Source organism: Lysobacter sp. S4-A87 (assembly GCF_022637455.1).
Lineage (GTDB): Bacteria > Pseudomonadota > Gammaproteobacteria > Xanthomonadales > Xanthomonadaceae > Lysobacter_J.
Map to the genome: position 1 here is coordinate 3,077,088 of NZ_CP093341.1, position 17,605 is coordinate 3,094,692.

13 protein-coding genes and 1 tRNA gene are annotated in these 17,605 nt (G+C 68.5%); 11 read left to right on the forward strand and 3 right to left on the reverse strand.

Annotated features, from left to right (window positions below; all coding sequences use genetic code 11):
* The first annotated feature begins 14 nt into the window (after nucleotides 1-14).
* The 5 genes from dusA (at nucleotide 15) to MNR01_RS13785 (ending at nucleotide 4,807) form a co-directional block, all read left to right on the forward strand.
* On the forward strand, nucleotides 15-1,025 hold the full coding sequence (dusA, locus tag MNR01_RS13765) for a tRNA dihydrouridine(20/20a) synthase DusA (RefSeq protein ID WP_241918337.1): 1,011 nt from the start codon (nucleotides 15-17) through the stop codon (nucleotides 1,023-1,025).
* Complete coding sequence (locus MNR01_RS13770; protein ID WP_241918338.1) at nucleotides 1,022-1,933, forward strand: arginine deiminase-related protein; 912 nt, start codon at nucleotides 1,022-1,024, stop codon at nucleotides 1,931-1,933. Before dusA ends, MNR01_RS13770 begins: the two co-directional genes overlap by 4 nt.
* A 174-nt stretch (nucleotides 1,934-2,107) precedes the next feature.
* Nucleotides 2,108-2,494 (forward strand): hypothetical protein, encoded by a 387-nt coding sequence (locus tag MNR01_RS17530; RefSeq protein WP_345779014.1) that lies wholly within the window; start codon nucleotides 2,108-2,110, stop codon nucleotides 2,492-2,494.
* A gap of 73 nt (nucleotides 2,495-2,567) precedes the next feature.
* Nucleotides 2,568-3,251 (forward strand): response regulator transcription factor, encoded by a 684-nt coding sequence (locus MNR01_RS13780; RefSeq protein ID WP_158733946.1) that lies wholly within the window; start codon nucleotides 2,568-2,570, stop codon nucleotides 3,249-3,251.
* Between the two features lie 158 nt (nucleotides 3,252-3,409).
* Nucleotides 3,410-4,807: an ATP-binding protein gene (locus MNR01_RS13785; RefSeq protein WP_241918339.1), complete on the forward strand. Its 1,398-nt coding sequence runs from the start codon at nucleotides 3,410-3,412 to the stop codon at nucleotides 4,805-4,807.
* Nucleotides 4,808-4,816: 9 nt separating this feature from the next.
* Here the strand turns inward: MNR01_RS13785 and MNR01_RS13790 are convergent, their stop codons facing one another.
* A complete protein-coding gene (locus MNR01_RS13790; RefSeq protein WP_241920632.1) occupies nucleotides 4,817-5,536 on the reverse strand; it encodes a M90 family metallopeptidase in 720 nt (239 codons plus the stop codon).
* Nucleotides 5,537-5,612: 76 nt separating this feature from the next.
* Entirely contained in the window at nucleotides 5,613-5,882 is a 270-nt protein-coding gene (locus tag MNR01_RS13795) for a hypothetical protein (RefSeq protein WP_241918340.1), read from the reverse strand.
* Nucleotides 5,883-6,460: 578 nt separating this feature from the next.
* Between MNR01_RS13795 and birA the strand changes: the two genes are divergently transcribed.
* The 6 genes from birA (at nucleotide 6,461) to MNR01_RS13825 (ending at nucleotide 17,082) form a co-directional block, all read left to right on the forward strand.
* On the forward strand, nucleotides 6,461-7,465 hold the full coding sequence (gene birA / locus MNR01_RS13800) for a bifunctional biotin--[acetyl-CoA-carboxylase] ligase/biotin operon repressor BirA (RefSeq protein WP_241918341.1): 1,005 nt from the start codon (nucleotides 6,461-6,463) through the stop codon (nucleotides 7,463-7,465).
* Complete coding sequence (locus MNR01_RS13805; protein ID WP_241918342.1) at nucleotides 7,462-8,202, forward strand: type III pantothenate kinase; 741 nt, start codon at nucleotides 7,462-7,464, stop codon at nucleotides 8,200-8,202. The genes birA and MNR01_RS13805 overlap by 4 nt, the downstream gene beginning before the upstream one ends.
* A 9-nt stretch (nucleotides 8,203-8,211) precedes the next feature.
* Nucleotides 8,212-8,967 (forward strand): SPOR domain-containing protein, encoded by a 756-nt coding sequence (locus MNR01_RS13810; protein ID WP_241918343.1) that lies wholly within the window; start codon nucleotides 8,212-8,214, stop codon nucleotides 8,965-8,967.
* 50 nt (nucleotides 8,968-9,017) lie between these two features.
* Nucleotides 9,018-9,093: transfer RNA gene (locus MNR01_RS13815), tRNA-Thr, on the forward strand.
* A gap of 556 nt (nucleotides 9,094-9,649) precedes the next feature.
* Nucleotides 9,650-10,516, forward strand: coding sequence for a sulfotransferase (locus tag MNR01_RS13820; RefSeq protein WP_241918344.1), 867 nt, complete (start codon nucleotides 9,650-9,652; stop codon nucleotides 10,514-10,516).
* Nucleotides 10,513-17,082, forward strand: coding sequence for a DUF4347 domain-containing protein (locus tag MNR01_RS13825; protein ID WP_241918345.1), 6,570 nt, complete (start codon nucleotides 10,513-10,515; stop codon nucleotides 17,080-17,082). Before MNR01_RS13820 ends, MNR01_RS13825 begins: the two co-directional genes overlap by 4 nt.
* Before the next feature lie 59 nt (nucleotides 17,083-17,141).
* On the opposite strand, the gene MNR01_RS13830 is transcribed toward MNR01_RS13825, so the two are convergent.
* The gene (locus MNR01_RS13830) at nucleotides 17,142-17,486 is read right to left on the reverse strand and encodes a hypothetical protein (RefSeq protein ID WP_241918346.1); all 345 of its coding nucleotides are present in this window, start codon (nucleotides 17,484-17,486) and stop codon (nucleotides 17,142-17,144) included.
* Nucleotides 17,487-17,605 lie beyond the last annotated feature (119 nt).

Genomic DNA, 17,605 nt, shown 5'->3' on the forward strand with positions numbered 1-17,605 from the left:
ACAATGCCCCGCAAATGACCCGCGCCCCCGCCATCCCGCCGCTGCAGCTGCGCCTCTCCGTCGCCCCGATGATGGACTGGACCGACAGCCACTGCCGTGTCTTCCACCGTCTGCTGGCCCCGCATGCCCGGCTCTACACCGAGATGGTGCACGCCAATGCGGTGATCCACGGCGACCGCCCGCGGCTGCTGGCGATGGACCCGATCGAACACCCGGTCGCGCTGCAGCTGGGTGGCAGCGAGCCGGAGCTGCTGGCGCAGGCTGCACGCATCGGCGCCGAGTGGGGGTTCGACGAGGTCAACCTCAACTGCGGCTGCCCGTCCGACCGCGTCCAGGCCGGCCGCTTCGGCGCCTGCCTGATGCGTGAGCCGCAGCTGGTCGCCGACAGCGTCGCGGCGATGGTCGCAAGCTGCGACGTGCCGGTGACGGTGAAGTGCCGTCTCGGCGTCGACGACGACCACGACTGGGACCACTTCCTGTCCTTCATCGACACCGTGGCCGATGCCGGTTGCCGCATGTTCGTCATCCACGCGCGCAATGCCTGGCTGAAAGGTCTGTCGCCGAAAGAGAACCGCGAAGTGCCGCCGCTGCGCTACGACTGGGCCTATCAGCTCAAGCGCGAGCGGCCGCAGTTGCAGATCGTGGTCAATGGCGGCATCGCCAGCCAGGCCGAGGCCACCGCGCACCTGGAGCACACCGACGGTGCGATGCTCGGTCGCGCCGCCTACCACGACCCGTACCTGCTGCATCAGCTCGACGTGGCCTGGTTCGGTGGCGAGGTGCGCAGCCGTGCCGAGCTCTTGCGCTCGATGCGGCCCTACATCGAGGACCAGCTGGCGCGCGGCGTATACCTCAAGCACATCACGCGCCACCTGCTCGGCTTGTTTGCCGGCGAGCGCGGTGGCCGCGCGTTCCGTCAGGTGCTGAGCGAGGGCGCGCACAAGCCGGGAGCGGACTGGTCGCTGATCGAGCAGGCACTGGCGCTGACCGAGTCGTTCGCCGCCGAGCAGGCGGGCGCCGCATGATCACCCGCGACGTCGCCGGATTCCTCGCGACCGCCCGCGCCACGCACGCCGACTTCGGTCCCGCGACCGCACGCGCTGCCTTCCTGGTCGCGCCCGATGGCTTCCGCCTCGCCGAGCAGTCTGCCGTGGACAATCGCTACATGGCGCAGGCCGCCGGCTTCGATGCTGCACGCGCCAGTGCCGAGCACCGCGAGCTGCATCGCGCGCTGTCGCAGGTATTGCCGACGGTCTGCTTCGCCGGTGATCCGGAAACGCCCGACGCGCTGTTCCCCAACAACGTCTTCGCCACCGCCGCCGGCCGCTACGTCGTCGGACGCATGCGTCACCCGGTGCGCCAGCGCGAAGCCTCCCGTGCCGACATTCGTGCCTTCTTCGGTGGCGTGCTCGACTACGCCGAGATCGACCTGTCGACCCAGCCGCACCCGTGCGAGCTGACCGGTGCGCTGGTGATCGACCGCGCCCGCGGCCTCGGCTTCTGCGGCCTGTCTGAGCGCTGTGACGAGACCGGTGCCCGGCTCATGTACGAAGCCCTCGGCCTGCGTGCCACCTTGATGTTCGACCTGGCCCCCGGCGAGTACCACACCAATGTGGTGCTCGCGATCCTGGCCGGGCGCGCGGCACTGGTATGTGCCGGGGGCTTCGCCGACCAAGCGGTGGTCGAGGCCATAGTCGACTTCTATGCGCCGCACGCGCTGCAGCTGTCCCCGGCCGAGCATGCCGCCTTCGCCGGCAATGCCATCGCCCTGTCCGACGACGCGGTGTGGATGAGCGCGCAGGCGGCCGCGGCCCTCAGCGGCCCCCATCGGGAGGCCCTGGCTGCGGCGGGCTTCGGTCTGCGCAGTATCGGCCTGGATGCGATCGAAGCCGGCGGTGGATCGCTGCGCTGCTGCGTCGGCGAAATCTACTGAGAGCCACTGGCAACGGCGCTGGGCCTGAATCCCGGCCACGGCGTGATGGAAAAGTTCAGACCGGATTCACCGCATCGTTCCGAGAATGCACTCTCGTCGCACGATCGTGCGATATTGCCCAGTTGAGCTTGCCTCAAGAGCTCGCCCCCGCAAGAGCCGCCTGCACCGAGCATGATGACGTTGATACGCCGACCCTTCGCCCTGCTGTTGCTTGCCACCCTGGTGGTCGCGGGCGGCGATGCATTGGCGCAGGATAGGGGTCAGGGTCAGGGCGGTGGACGTGGCCAGGACCGGGGCGGTCAAGGCCAGGACCGTGGCGGCCAGGACAGGGGCCACGACCGCAGTTCCGATCGCCAGGAGTTGTCCGATTCGGTGCGCCGGGTCGAACGCCGGACCGGCGGCCAGGTGCTGAGCGCGGAGCGGGTGCCGTACGATGGTCGCGATGTGAATCGCGTCAAAGTGGTCGATTCCAGCGGTCGGGTAAGGATCTACATGGACGACCCGCAGACGCGTGACCGCGGCCGCGACCGTGACGAACCTACACGCCGCGACGACGACTGAACCGCCACGCTCTGGCCAGCCCGCCCCGGCGACGGGGAGCGGCCGAGACAGAACGACAGACATTGGAGTCCACATGCGAATTCTGCTGGTCGAAGACGAAGCTCCTCTGCGCGAGACCCTGGCAGCCCGGCTGAAGCGGGAAGGCTTCGCGGTCGATGCCGCGCAGGACGGCGAGGAAGGCCTCTACATGGGCCGCGAAGTCCCGTTCGACCTGGGCATCATCGATCTCGGCCTGCCCAAGATGTCGGGCATGGAGCTGATCAAGGCGCTGCGCGACGAGGGCAAGAAATTCCCGGTGCTGATCCTGACGGCGCGTTCGAGCTGGCAGGACAAGGTCGAGGGCCTCAAGCAGGGCGCCGACGACTACCTGGTCAAGCCCTTCCACATCGAGGAACTGCTGGCCCGCCTCAACGCCCTGGTGCGTCGCGCCGCCGGCTGGAGCAAGCCGACCCTGGAGTGCGGCCCGGTCGTGCTCGACCTTGCCGCGCAGACGGTAAGCGTCGCCGGCAGCAACGTCGACCTGACGAGCTACGAGTACAAGGTGCTGGAGTACCTGATGATGCACGCCGGCGAGCTGGTCTCGAAGGCCGACCTGACCGAGCACATCTACCAGCAGGACTTCGACCGCGACTCCAACGTGCTGGAGGTCTTCATCGGCCGCCTGCGCAAGAAGCTCGACCCGGACGGCGCGCTCAAGCCGATCGAGACCGTGCGCGGCCGCGGCTACCGCTTCGCCATCGCGCGCAGCGGGGACTGACTGCTCGCCCGCAACGCAGCCGCTGGCAGGGATCTGATGACAGGGGCGCGCCGCGCGACGGCGAGTGATCGCCATCGCGCGGTAGCGTTAGTACGCTTGCGCTACATGTCGACTCCCCAGCCCGCGCCGTCCGCACCCATGAGTCGGGGACCGCGCCCATGAGCTGGGGCCAGCCGCGTTCATTGCAGGCCCGGCAGCTGCTGGGCGCCAGCCTGGGCCTGATCGCCTTCCTGGCGCTGGCCGGCTACGCGCTCGACCGCGCCTTCCTGGAAACCGCCGAAAGCAACATGCGCCAGCGCCTGCGCAGCCTGGCGCTGGCCTATGTCGCCGGCGGTGAGTTCGCCCGCAATGGCGAGTTCATCCCGCCCTACGAAACAGTCGATCCGCGCCTGGACCGTCCCGGCAGCGGCCTGTATGCCGAAGTGATCCTGCCCAACGGCCACTGGGATTCGGCCTCGGCGCAGGGGCCGTCGTTGCCGGCCGGGCAGATGCTGGAAGCCAACCAGGAGCACTTCGAAGGACCGCTGCCGATCACCGAGATCAACGGCCAGCCCGGCGAGGCCTACCGCTACGGCCGCGGCCTGATCTGGAGCGCCGGTGGCGATGCCAAGTCGGAGTTCCCGTACACGATCTACATCCTCGAAGACACCACCGCGCTCAGCCGCCAGGTCAGCGTGTTCCGCCAGGCGTTGTGGCGCTACCTCGGCGGCGCCGGTTTCATCCTGATGCTGTTGCAGGCCGTGGTGCTGCGCTGGAGCCTGCGCCCGCTGCGACGCGTCATCGACGAACTCAAGAAGGTGCAGCGCGGTGTGGCATCGCGAATGAGCGGCCGCCATCCGCGCGAACTCGAACCGCTGACCGAGAGCATCAACGCCTTCATCGAGAGCGAGCGCGAGAACCTCGACCGCCAGCGCAACACGCTGGCCGACCTTGCGCACAGCCTGAAGACACCGCTTGCCGTGTTGCGCGCGCGCGCCGGCGAGGACATCTCCGCCGCAGAGCTGCGCGAGGAAGTCGACATCCAGGTTCGACGCATGAGCGACCTGGTCTCGTACCAGCTGGCGCGCGCGGCGCGATCGGGCCACATGCTGTTCGCCGCTCCGCTGGAAATCGAACCGTATGCCGACCAGATCGTGCGCAGCCTGGAAAAGATCTACGCCGCCAAGGGCGTGCTGTGCGAGTTCGATATCGAGGAAGGCGTGAAGTTCTACGGCGAGCCGGGCGACCTGCAGGAAGTGCTCGGCAACCTGATCGAGAACGCCTTCAAGTGGGCGCACTCACGCGTGCTGCTCACCGCCAAGCGCGGCGAGATCGCACCCAACCGCCGCCCGGGTCTGCTGCTCGCCGTCGACGATGACGGCCCCGGTGTGCCGGAGGACAAGATCGACCTGGTGCTGCAGCGTGGCGTGCGCGGCGATGAGCGCGTACAGGGCCACGGCATCGGCCTGGCGACCGTGCTCGACGTGGTGCGCAGTTATCGCGGCACGCTGGATGTCAGCCGCTCGAAGGAGCTCGGCGGTGCGCGCTTCGAAGTCGTGTTGCCACCGGGCCTGTAAAGCGCGCCGCTACGGGTGCGCCTGCGCGAACGGTGACGGGCCGTAGAACCGGCGCAGGTGCGCGGCCACTTGCGGCATCTCGGTCTCGAGCAGTTGCGGATCGCTGAAGTGATACTCGGTGGCGACCGCGAAGAACTCTTCCGGCGCTTCGGTGGCATAACCGTCGATCGCGGTGTCCTCGCCCGCGTCCACGCGCGCGGCCAGCGCGTCGTAGGCCAACTGGAAATCGCGCGCCCATTCGCGCTGCCAGGGGCGCGGCAATGGCGGCGTGCCATCGAGCAGACCATCGAGCACGTCGATCTTGTGCGCCATCTCGTGCGCGGCCACGCAGAACCCTGCCTTTGGATCTTCGCAGTCGGCCACGACGTCGGCCCACGACAGGATCACCGGCCCGGCTTCCCAGGCTTCGCCGATCAGGTCGTCCTGCCATTCGTGCAGCACGCCGGCGGCATCCATGTGGCTGCGATTCACGCGGAAGGCGTCGGGGTAGACGATCAGCTGCGACCAGCCGTGCAGGCCCTGCGCACCGAATTCGATCAATGGCAGGCAGCACAGCGCGGCGAGCATGCAGCGCTGGACCTCGTCCAGCACCAGCTCGCCGATCGGGCTGATGGTTTTCTCGTGCAGGAAGCGCGCCGCAAGTTCGCGCAGGCGCGCATCGCGTCCGGGATCGAGGTGGGGAAGCCAGGGAGCGCGAGCGCGCGTCTGCAGCCAGATCGCGTCGGGGATCGTGTCAGGAGTGCGCGAGAAGCGCCGGAACAGGTTCAGCAAGGGTGGCAGTTACACGTACCGCGTAGCCGTTGCCTTAGCGGAACATGCCAGGCAGGAAGCTGTGCCAGCGCGGCGACTGCATGCGGCCATTGCTGCTGGCGGCATCGCTGTGCATGGCCGGCTTGACCGGCTTGGTGGCGCGGGCCGGCGCAGCGGTTGCGCGTGCCTGGGGACGTGCAGCTTCGCGCTCGAGCGCGATCGATTCCGGGCAGCTGCCGCTGTTGGCGGAGCTGAGCTTGATCTCGCGCGCAGCCGAAGTCGAGCTGGCGACTACGATCAGCAGGCACAGGCAGATCCGGAACATGACAGATTCCTCGGACGGGCCTGAAGCCGACGGCTTCAGGCAATACTGGAATATAGCGCGAAAACCTTGGGTCGTTCTGGCCGTTGGGCGGCCGGTGCCGTGGTGCATTGCAGCAACTCTCCCTGTGCTCACTGCTCGTACGGGGCAGCATCTCGTCCGACTGTCCACCGGGCGGTCCCGGGGCGATGCTGCATAGGTATCTTCTCTTATCGATGCAGCTGCGGGGCGGATGGTTGCAACCGCTCGGCGCGCCGGGCCGTCGTCCTGCCGATTCGGCGCCCGGCGCGGGCGCGATTTCACCGGTGACGAAGGGGCGGGGGCGACCTGCTCCCCCCCTATGCGGCCTGCCCGCCAGGCCCCTTCGACCACCGGCATCCCCGCTTACGGCCCCGTCGGCCGGGGCCGGCCACGCCCGGATGGCGTCGGTTCAGTTGGGGAGCGCCTGACGCCGGGCTTGCGCCCTCGCGCATAATTCGCGCCATGACGCGCGCCCTTCGCCCGCAACCGCGCCTGCGGGTGCCCCTCCCGTTGTTGCCAGCCGACTGCCGCCAACGCTGCGCACGCCAGGGGCGCGGCTGATGGATGACCGCGCCTTGCTGCAGCGGCTGATGGCCGGGCCGGCGTCGGGCGACGCCCTGGCGCAGGCCAGCGGCCAGACCCGGGCGGCGGTCTGGAAGCGGATCGAGGCGCTGCGCGAGGCCGGGGTCGCGATCGAAGCCCAGGCCGGGCGTGGCTACCGGCTGGCGCAACCGATCGACCTGCTGGACGCGGCCGCGATCCGCGAGCAACTGCCTGCCGACGCCAGTTCGGCTTTGGCCGGCATGGAAACGGCCTGGACCATCGACTCGACCAATTCCGAGCTGCTGCGCAGGCCCACGCCCGAGCGCGGCGCCCTGGTGCTGCTGGCCGAGCGCCAGAGCGGCGGTCGCGGCCGTCGCGGCCGCGAATGGGCGTCGCCCCTGGCCGCGCACCTGTACCTGTCGCTCGCCCGCCAGTTTGGCGGTGGCCTGGCCCGCCTCGGTGGTCTCAGCCTGGTGGCCGGCATCGCGGCGGCGGAAGCCCTGCAGGCCGCGGGCTTTGCCGGTGTACGCCTGAAATGGCCCAACGACCTGGTGGTGGTCGACCCTGACGGCGCGCTGCGCAAGCTCGGCGGCATCCTGGTCGAAGGCGGGGGCGAGCACGCCGGACCGGTGCGCGCAGTGATCGGGCTGGGCATCAACGTGCGCATGCCGGCGGCCGTGGCCGCGCAGATCGACCAGCCATGGTGCGACCTGGCCTCGCTCGCCACTACGCCGCCGGATCGCAATGCCCTGGCCGCGGCGGTTCTGGCGCGATTGCTGCACGCGCTGGAAGAATTCGATGCGAACGGGCTGGCCGGATTCAATGCACGCTACGCCGCGCTCGATGCATTGGCCGGGCAGGGCGTGAGCATGCACGGCGCCACGGCGACGGTGCACGGCACCGCGCTGGGCTTGGCCGATGATGGCGCGCTGCGGGTGCGCCTGGACAATGGCGAGGAACGGCATTTCCATGCCGGTGAAGTCAGCGTGCGCCGCGGCGCACAACAAGGGGACGGGGCATGACTGCGTGGTTGTTCGACCTGGGCAATACCCGCCTGAAGTGCGCGCCGCTGCAGACCGACGGCCGCGCCGGTGAGGCGATCGCCCTGCCGCACCGCGAGGACGACGTGGCCGCGGCGCTGGCGGAGCTGTTGCCCGAGCGCATCGATGTCGCCTACCTGGCCAGCGTCGCCCATCCGGCGCTGCGAGTTGCAGTGCTCGACGCGCTGACCGCGCGCTGCCGGCGCATCTCCCTTGCCCGCACGCAGGTGCAATCGGGCGCGGTACGGATCGCCTACGCCGACCCGCGCAAGCTGGGTGTCGACCGCTTCCTGGCGCTGCTGGCCGCCCATGCGCGCATCAGCGACGCCGCGCTGGTCTGCGGCGTCGGCACCGCGCTCACCATCGATCTCATCGACGCCGATGGCCGCCATCTCGGCGGACGCATCGCGCCTTCGCCAACGCTGATGCGCGAAGCGCTGCACGAGCGTGCGCCACAGTTGCCGGAAAGCGGTGGCGACTACATCGACTTCGCCAGCGACACCGAGGACGCACTGGCCTCCGGCTGCGACGGCGCCGCGCTGGCGCTGATCGAGCGCAGCCTGGGGGCCGCCCGGCAGCGACTGGGCCGGATGCCGCGACTGATCGTCCATGGCGGCGGTGCCGAGGCACTGCTGCCCCACCTGCCGAACGCGACCCAGGTCGCAACGCTCGTGCTCGAAGGCCTGGCGCAGTGGGCCGGCGCCGAAAGCGCCGCTTAGAATCCGTCCATGCTCATACGCGCCCTGGTCGTCCTGCTGATCGTGCTCAATCTCGGTGTTGCCGCCTGGTGGACGCTGCGCGCGCCGCCGCCGACACCGGCCGCCATCGAACAACCGCTGGGCGTTGCGCGCCTGCAGCTGGCCAGCGAAGCGCGCACGACGGCCAAAGCCGCGCCTGCGGCTGCGGTCCCGGCGGAAACGGCACCGGTCACCGCGCCTGCACCGCCACCTGCTGCGGCCGTGCCGCCAACTGCAGCCACGCCGCCAGCCCAGGAGGTCGTCGCTGCAAAGGCGGCCGCCGCCATGCCTGCGCAGTGCTACAGCTTCGGTCCGTTCGCCGATGCCGCGGCGGCGAAGAACGCGCACGAAGTACTGATGGCGGTGGCGACGAAGGTCGTCCCGCGCGAGACACGCAGTGGAACCACGCGCGGCTGGCGGGTGCTGCTGCCGGCCGCGGCCAGCCTGGCCGACGCGCAGGCGACCGCGCAGCGAATCGCTGCGGCTGGCTTTGGCGACTACTTCATCGTCCGCGAGGGCAGCGAAGCCAATTCGATCGCGCTCGGGCGCTACCGCAGCGAGGATTCGGCCAACCGCCGCGCCCAGTCGCTGGTGGCGGCGGGCTTTCCGGCACGCGCCGAACCGCTGGGCGAAGGCCGCGCAAGTTACTGGCTCGACCTGGTGCCCGGGCCGTCGTTCGATCCCGCCCGCGCACAGGCCGCCGTGCAGGTCGCACCGCGCCCGCTCGACTGCACGCGCCTGAAGTGAACAACGCCGCGCCGCGCGGATCATCGCGGCAGGCTAGAATGCGAGCCTGTGCCGGCATAGCTCAGTTGGTAGAGCAACCGCCTTGTAAGCGGTAGGTCGTCAGTTCGATTCTGACTGCCGGCACCAAAGGGCGATTCCGGAAAGTCCCATGACATCTCCAAGCCCCATCAAGAGCCCCGCAAGCGCGGGGTTTTTGTTGCGCGACGACCCGGGCGTCCCGTTGCATCCGGGCAACTGGGGGCAGGATGCTGAGTGCAGTGCCGTGACTGCACGGGCCTGCACGCTGCGTGTTGACCTGCAACACCGTCCTTTCATGGCGTGCGGCTGGTTGCCAAGGAGGCCTGGCGAGATGGTGGTTTCATCAGGCCCGCCGCGTGCCGGTTTGGCATAGTTTGCCGGCTTGCATGGGTGATGCTCGTCACAGTCCGTTGCTGGTGTAGACTGCCGCGCGTCCTGCGGTGGCCAGGGAGCCTCACGGCTCTTGGGTTCCATCACGAGGACGGCCCTACGGGGGTAGGGCAATGAGGGGCTGATCCGTTCGTGCGCTGTCGCCATCCGATGGGCGACGCTGATCGTGCGCGGCGGGTCGCGCAGTCCCTGAAGTGGGCAGGGGAACTATCCAGGTGCAAATACAAGCCCGTGGCATGGCCGGCGGGGTGTCGTGTTGTGCGAAGGGGGCTGCTTGGGGACGCTTGACCGGAAATTCCATTTCATCTCGGGCCTGCCGCGCTCGGGATCGACGCTGCTGGCCGGCATCCTGCGCCAGAACCCGCGTTTCCACGCCGCCATCAGCAGCCCTGTCGCCGGCCTGATCAATGGCGCGCTGGAGCAGATGGGCGCCGCCGGCGAGTCCTGGGCGTTCTTCGATGAGCGCAAGCGCCGCACGATCAGTCGCGCGCTGCTGGACGCTTACTACGCGGACGCCGCGGCCGAGGTCGTGTTCGACACCAACCGCTTCTGGACCGCGCGCATGCACCAGCTGGCCGGGCTGGTGGACGGGTTCAAGGTGATCTGCTGCGTGCGCAACCCGGCCTGGATCATGGACAGCTTCGAGGCCATCCACCGGCGCAACCCGTTCGATTACAGCCGCATGTTCAATGCCGCCACCCGGCAGACCGTGTACAGCCGCTGCGACCAGTTGATCAACGCCGGTGGCACCGTCGGCGGTGCGTGGACGGCGTTGAAGGAAGCCTATTACGGCGAGTTTTCCGACCGCCTGTTGCTGGTCGACTACGAACTGCTCACCCGGCATCCGGCGCGCACGATGGAACTGGTCTACCGGTTCCTCGGCGAGGCCGAGTTCGCCCACGATTTCGACAACGTCGAGTACGCCGAAGAAACCTTCGACCAGAACCTCGGCGTCCAGGGCCTGCACACCGTGCGGCGCAAGGTCGAGTTCAAGAGCCGGCGCAGCATCCTGCCGCCGGACTTGTTTGCGAAGTACCAGGACATGGATTTCTGGCAGGACCAGACCGGCACCTCGGCGGGCATCGTCGCCGCCCGCCGCACTGACCGCCAGCACACAGACACCTCCAAGGACGCCCCATGAAGCACGCCCTGCTCGGCGGTCTTTCCACGCTGCTGCTCCCCTTCACCGCGCACGCGGCCACCACCTCGGCCGGCGGCTACCTGATGCGCGGCGGCTACCAGCCGCGCAGTTACATGCGGATGGGGTTTGAGCCTACGACCGCGCATGCAGCTTCGCCGATGCCAGCGGGCAACACGCACCGTGCCGCCCCGCGCGAGCAGCAGGCTGTGCCGCAGGCCGACGCCCTGTATGTCCAACAGCGCGATGCAGTGACCGAACTGGTGGTGGTGGACGGCGCGGTGCCGGACAAGGCTGCGCTGTATCGCGGACTGAAGCCCGGCATGGCCGTGGTGGAGATCGATACGGCCCGGCCCGGACTGCCGCAGCTGACCGAAGCGCTGCGCGCCTATCGCGGCTTGGATGCCATCCATGTGGTGTCGCACGCCGAGGCGGGCGCGCTGCAACTGGGCAACAGCCGCGTCACCGCCGAGGATGTGCATGCGGGTCTGGCCACGGTCTCGGCGCTGCGCGAAGCAGTGCGCCCGGGCGCGGACCTGCTGTTCTACGGCTGCGAACTGGCTGCCAACGCCGAAGGCGAAGCGTTGCTGGACATCCTGCATAGCGAGACCGGCCTGGACGTGGCCGCGTCCGACAACCTCACCGGCAACGGCGAGCTGGGCGGCGACTGGACGCTGGAAATCCAGCGCGGCGACATCGAGGCCGGTCTGGCCTTCTCGGCCAAGGCGCTGGCGGATTTTTCCGGCGTGCTGGCCGCGAGCAACGGCACCAAGAACTTCACGGGCTGGTCCGGAAATGGCACGCCCCAGTTGTCGACCACCGATTTCAGGCTCACCGCCAGAAATGGAAATGGCGCTACGCCGAATGTAGGCATTTACTACGGCGGCATCAGCTACATGCTGATGGGTACCGGCAATACGAACCACTACCTGTACCTGAAGGCCGATGGCACCAATACGACGGCGTTCGAGCTGACCAACCTGATGGCAGGCGAAGCGCCTGGCCTGGGCGGTGAATTCACCAACGTCCGCATCGTCGGCATGGTGCAGGGGGGAGGGACCGTTACCTCGTCGACCTTCACAAGCGGCGGTGGCGCCAATGAAACATTTGCCTTCGGCAGCAGCCAGTTGGCCGCCTTCTCCGGCGTCAAGCTCACCGGCTTCAAGCTCTACTTCGATTGCGACGGCGCATGTGATCTTCCGAACGAGGTCGCCTTGTTCGAGTTCCGCAACTTCACCATCGCCAATGCGGTCAGCACGCCACCGAGGCCGACAGTCACCGACGCCCGCATCAACCTCTCCGGCGCCAGCGGCACCGGTGGTGCCTACAAGATAGGCGATACCGTCACCGCCACCTGGAACAATACCGCCGGCGGCGACAACAACGCCGTCGTCAGCGGCGTCACCGTGGATTTCTCCCAGTTCGGCGGCGGCGCGGCGGTAGCGGCGTCCAACAGCTCGGGTACGTGGACGGCGACCTACACGATCACGTCCGGCGCCATCGACACCACCTCACGCAATGTAAGCGTCACCGCGACCAATGCGGGCGGCAGCACCACCAGGGCCGACACCACGAACGCGACGGTCGACAATGTCGCCCCAATGGTGACCGATGCGCGCATCGGCATCTCCGGTGCCACCGGCACCAGCGGTGCGTATAAGATCGGCGATACCGTCACCGCTACCTGGAACAACACTGCGGGCGGCGACAACAACAGCGACACGATCAGTAACGCGACCGTGAACTTCAGCCAGTTCGGCGGCGGTGCAGCGGTTGCGGCGACAAACAGCGCGGGTACCTGGACGGCGACCCACACCATCGTCGCCGCCGCGATCGACAACACCGGCCGCAACGTGACGTTCGCAGTCACCGACAACGCGGGCAATGCCACGGTGGCCGCGGACACCACCAACGCCACGGTGGACAGCATCGCCCCGTCGGTGAGCAGCATCGTGGTCAGCGGGTCGCCGGCGTCGGGCGACACGTCCATGACGTTCACGGCGAACTTCAGCGAGTCGGTGGCGAATGTCTCCGCCGACGACTTCACCCTCGTCAGCGCCGGCACCGCCTCGGGCATCGTTTCCAACGTGTCGGGCAGCGGTACGACCTATACCGTCACCGTTTCGTCCATCACCGGCAACGGTACGCTGAGGCTTGACCTCAACGGCTCGACCAACGTAAGTGACGATGTCGGCAACACGGTCGCCGCCTACAGCAGCGGCGCGACCCACACCGTCGCCATCCCCACCGCACCGGCCGCGCCGACCATCGGTACGGCCACCGCCGGCGACGGCCAGGTGTCGGTCACCTTCACCGCGCCGGGCAGCAATGGCGGTTCGGCGATCACCACGTACGTCGCTACTGCCAGCCCCGGCGGTTCCTTCGGCACCTGCGCCGGCCCGGCGGCCTGCACCGCCACCGTGACCGGCCTGACCAACGGCACCGCGTACACCTTCACCGTGACCGCGACCAATGCCACCGGCACCAGCGCGGCGTCGGCCGCCTCCAACGCGGCCACGCCCAAGGGCTACCAGACGATCACCTTCGCCAGTCCGGGCGCACAGAACTTCGCGACGACCCCGACCCTGATCGCGACGGCCACCTCGTCGCTGACGCCGACCTTCAGCTCCTCGACCACCGGCGTTTGCACGATCACGTCGGGCGGCGCGCTGACCTTCGTCACCGCCGGCAGCTGCACCATCGATGCCGACCAGGCCGGCAACAGCGTCTGGAACGCGGCCACCACGGTGACCCGGACGTTCACGGTCAATGCGGTTGCGCCCAACGCGCCGACCATCGGCACCGCCACTGCCGGTGACACTCAGGCCACGGTGACGTTCACCGCGCCGGCGTCCACCGGCGGCTCGGCGATCATCGCCGGCGGCTACACGGTCACCGCCAGTCCGGGCGGCGCCACCGGCACGGGCAGCAGCTCGCCGATCACCGTGACTGGGCTGACCAACGGGCTGGCGTACACGTTCACCGTGACCGCGACGAATTCGGCGGGCGAGGGTTCCGCCTCGGCGGCCAGCAACTCGGTAATCCCGGCTGCGCCGCAGATGATCACCTTCGGCAATCCCGGCACGCAGAATTTCGGCACCACGCCGACGTTGACCGCGAGTTCCGATGCCGGCGGCGGTTATCCGGTCAGTTTCACCTCGTCCACGACCGGGGTGTGCACGATCACGGCCGGGGGCGCGCTGACTTTCGTCACCATCGGCAGTTGCACCATCAATGCCAACCAGGCCGGCGACAGCAGCTTCCTGGCGGCGCCCCAAGTCTCGCAGACGTTCACCGTCAGCGCGGTGGCGCCCGGTGCGCCGACCGCGGCCACGGCCACCGCCGGCGATACCCAGGCCAGCATCGCCTTCAATGCGCCGGCGTTCACCGGCGGCGCGACCCTCACCGGCTACACGGTGACCTCCAATCCCGGCGGCGTCATCGGCACCGGTGCAGGCTCGCCGGTCATCGTGACCGGCCTGACCAACGGTATCCCGTACACGTTCACGGTGACCGCGACCAACAGCGCCGGCACCGGCAGCGCGTCACCCGCTTCCAACTCGATCACGCCGGCGGCATCGCAGACCATCACCTTCACCAACCCCGGGTCGCAGAACTTCGGCACCACGCCAAGCCTGAGCGCGACTTCGGATTCGGGGCTGACCCCGGTCTTCACCTCGTCGACGACGGCGGTCTGCACGATCACCTCTGGCGGCGCGCTGACGTTTGTTACCGTCGGAACCTGCACCATCAACGCCAACCAGGCCGGCAACGGCAGCTACCTGCCGGCCTCCCAGGTCACCCAGTCGTTCAACGTGGTCGGGGTCGCCCCCGATGCGCCCGTTATCGGCACGGCGGTCGCCAGCGGCAATGACCGGGCGACGGTGAGCTTCACCCCGCCGACCCTGCAAGGCGGTAGCGTGATCACCGGCTACACCGTGACCTCGTCGCCGGGCGCCATCACCGCCTCCGGGGGTTCCAGTCCGATCACCGTGATCGGACTGAGTCCGGGCACGAGCTACACCTTCAAGGTGACCGCCACCAACGCCTCGGGAGAGGGCGCGGCATCGGCGGCATCGAACGCGATCACCGTCATCCCCGTGCTGGTGGCCAACCCGGTCAACGCCAGCGTGGGGTACGGCGCCGCTCCCACGCCGATCGCCCTCGACATCGTCGGCGTTGCGACTTCGGTGACGGTGGTCGATGCACCCGCGCATGGCACAGCAACCGCCAACGGCACGGTGATCAGCTACCGGCCCGATCCCGGCTACGCCGGCGCGGACAGCTTCACCTACACCGCCACCGACGCGTACAGCACTTCGGCAGCGGCGACGGCCAGCATCGATGTCGCAGTCGCGACCGTGACGTTGGCGACGCCCAGCCTGCCCAATGCGAACGGCGGGGTGGGCTATCGCCAGAACCTGGCCGCCAGCGGCGGCACCGCGCCGTACACCTACCGCTTGACCCAGGGCGTGCTGCCGGCCGGGCTGACGCTGGCCGCCAACGGCGAGCTGTCCGGTACGCCGACCGCCGCCGGCGCGTTCGACATCACGATCGGCGTGACCGACAGCAGCACCGGCACCGGTCCCTTCAGTGGAGCCCAGGTCTATCGACTCGTGGTGGGCGCACCGGCGGTCGCACTGACGCCGGCCAGCTTGCCGGGCGCGGCGATTGCGCAGACTTATCAGCAGACCCTGACTGCGGCGGGTGGTACCGCGCCGTATCGCTATGTCGTGTCGGCGGGCAGCCTGCCGGCCGGACTGACGCTGACGGCGACGGGCAGCTTGTCGGGTACGCCCACCGCGGCGGGTGACCATGCCTTCACCGTCGAGGTGCGTGACGCCTACGACTTCGCCGGCACCCAGGCCTACACGATCCCGGTCGATCAGGCAGCGCAGGCGATCCAGGCGTTCGTTGCCAATCCCACGGCGCCGGTCTATGCGCCCGAGGGCACGTTCACGCTGTCGGCTGCCGGTGGTGCGTCGCAGAATCCGGTGCTGTTCGCCAGCACGACGCTTGAGGTGTGTCGGGTCAGCGGGACGACGGTGACCATGCTGTCGGCGGGAGCCTGCGTGCTGACGGCCGACCAGGCTGGCGACGCCAACCATCGCCCGGCTCCGCAGCAACGGCTGGAAGTGGCGATTGCGGCAGCCACTCCGGTGCTGCAGTGGCTGGGTGATCTGCAGAAGCTCTACGGCGAGTCCGCCTTCGAACTGCCCGATCCGCACAGCTACAGCCGCGGTGCCTTCACTTTCACCAGCAGCAACCCACAGGTGGCCACGGTCAACGGACGCACCGTGACGCTGGTGGGCCCGGGCACGACCGTGTTGCGGGCCGCGCAGGCGGCAGCGGGCAGCTACACGGCCGGCTCGATCGAGATCCAGCTGGTGGTGGCCGACCGGCCCGACCCGACCAGGGATCCGGAAGTCGTCGGCGGCATCCAGGCGCAGGTCGACGCCAGCGTGCGTTTCGCCAGCGCGCAGCAGGCCAACATCCGTGGCCGCCTGCGCCAGATTCGCAGCGGTGCCAACATGTCCAGCAGCAACCTGGCACTGGCCTATGCCGGCGACGGCATCGGGCAGGGCTTGTCGCTGCCGCTCAGCGGGTTCGCCGATTCCACCTGGCCACCGTTGCCGCAGGGGTGGGGTGCCTGGGCAGCCGGCACGGCCACGCTTGGCAAGAGCGGCGACCACAGCGGTTCTTCCAGTTTCGATTTCTACAGCGACGGCATCACCGTCGGTGCCGACCGCAGCATCGGCAAGCAGTTGCTGGTAGGTATCGCCGGCAGCCTGGGCCGCAGCGACAGCGACTTCGATCATTCGCCGTCCAGTGTCGAAGCCGACCAGCGCTCGCTGTCGCTCTACGGCCTGTGGCGTGCCGGCGAACATCTGTTCGTCGATGGCATGCTGGCGAAGGGCTGGCTGGACTTCGACATCGGCCGCTGGAGCGGGATCGACAGCAAGATGGCGGTGGCCAAGCGCGACGGAGAGCAGGTATTCAGCTCGATGACGTTCGGCTATGAACACCAGAGCCAGGGCCTGACGCTCACCGGCTATGGTCGCCTGGACGGTAGTCGCACCCGGTTGGAGGGCTACCGCGAAAATGGGCTGGGCGTGTACGACCTGGCCTATGGTCGCCAGACCGTGCAGAACAGCGCGCTCGCAATGGGCCTGGAAGGCAGCTATGCCCTGTCCGGCGAGGGCCCCCGCTATCGACCGTTCTGGAACGTGGAGTACCGCCAGTCGCTGGAGAACAACAGCGACGTGGGGATCAACTACGTGGTGATGCCGGTGAACCGCGATTACCGGCTCGGGCTGAGCAGTTACAACGACGATGCACTGGCGGTCGGTGGCGGCTTCGACGTCGGCCTGCGGTCGGGCTGGTTGTTCTCGCTGCTGCTGGGCTACGAGCAGGGCCGCAACTCCGCGACCAACGGCAGCATCGGGCTGCGTCTTTCCTACGGCCAGGCCACCGGCACGAGCCCGGGGGCGGCTGACCAGGCAGCACTGCAAGAGCAAGAGGTGGAAGGGCAGGCTTGCCGCAGGCGCGGCTGCGGTCGGGGGCGTTGATCCGGCCCTCTGCTTCTGGATGGTCGAAAAGCCCCGCAACTGCGGGGCTTTTTCGTTGATCAGGTCCGCCGGTACAGCATTGACCGGCATTGCTCGAACGCAGGCAGCAGCACTTGCTCGCGCCAGTTCGCTGTCGACGGGAAGACAGCGATCATGGCCTGCTCGAGCTGTTCGAATCCGGACTGTTCCTCACTGACTTGCACGCCGTGTCCGTTGCACGAGAACTCCAGGAATGCCTCGTCAGTGGTCAGCAGGTCGTTCTTGTAGCCCTGGATCTCGGAGACTGCCTGCCAGGCGACGAAGGCCGGGCCGACGGTGAAGCCGAAGGCGGTGACGACGATCGCCGGGCGCTCGGTCTTCGACGTCCTGGACAGCCGCTCCATCAGATACGAGATGGTTCCCATGCACGCGTTCCGGTCTGGTCCCGGGTCCGATGATAGGCAAACCCGCGGCGCTGCATTGCCGCGGTGCGGGAGCCGGCAACGTCGAAGGTCTAAACTCGGCAGGATCGATTGCCGCGGGC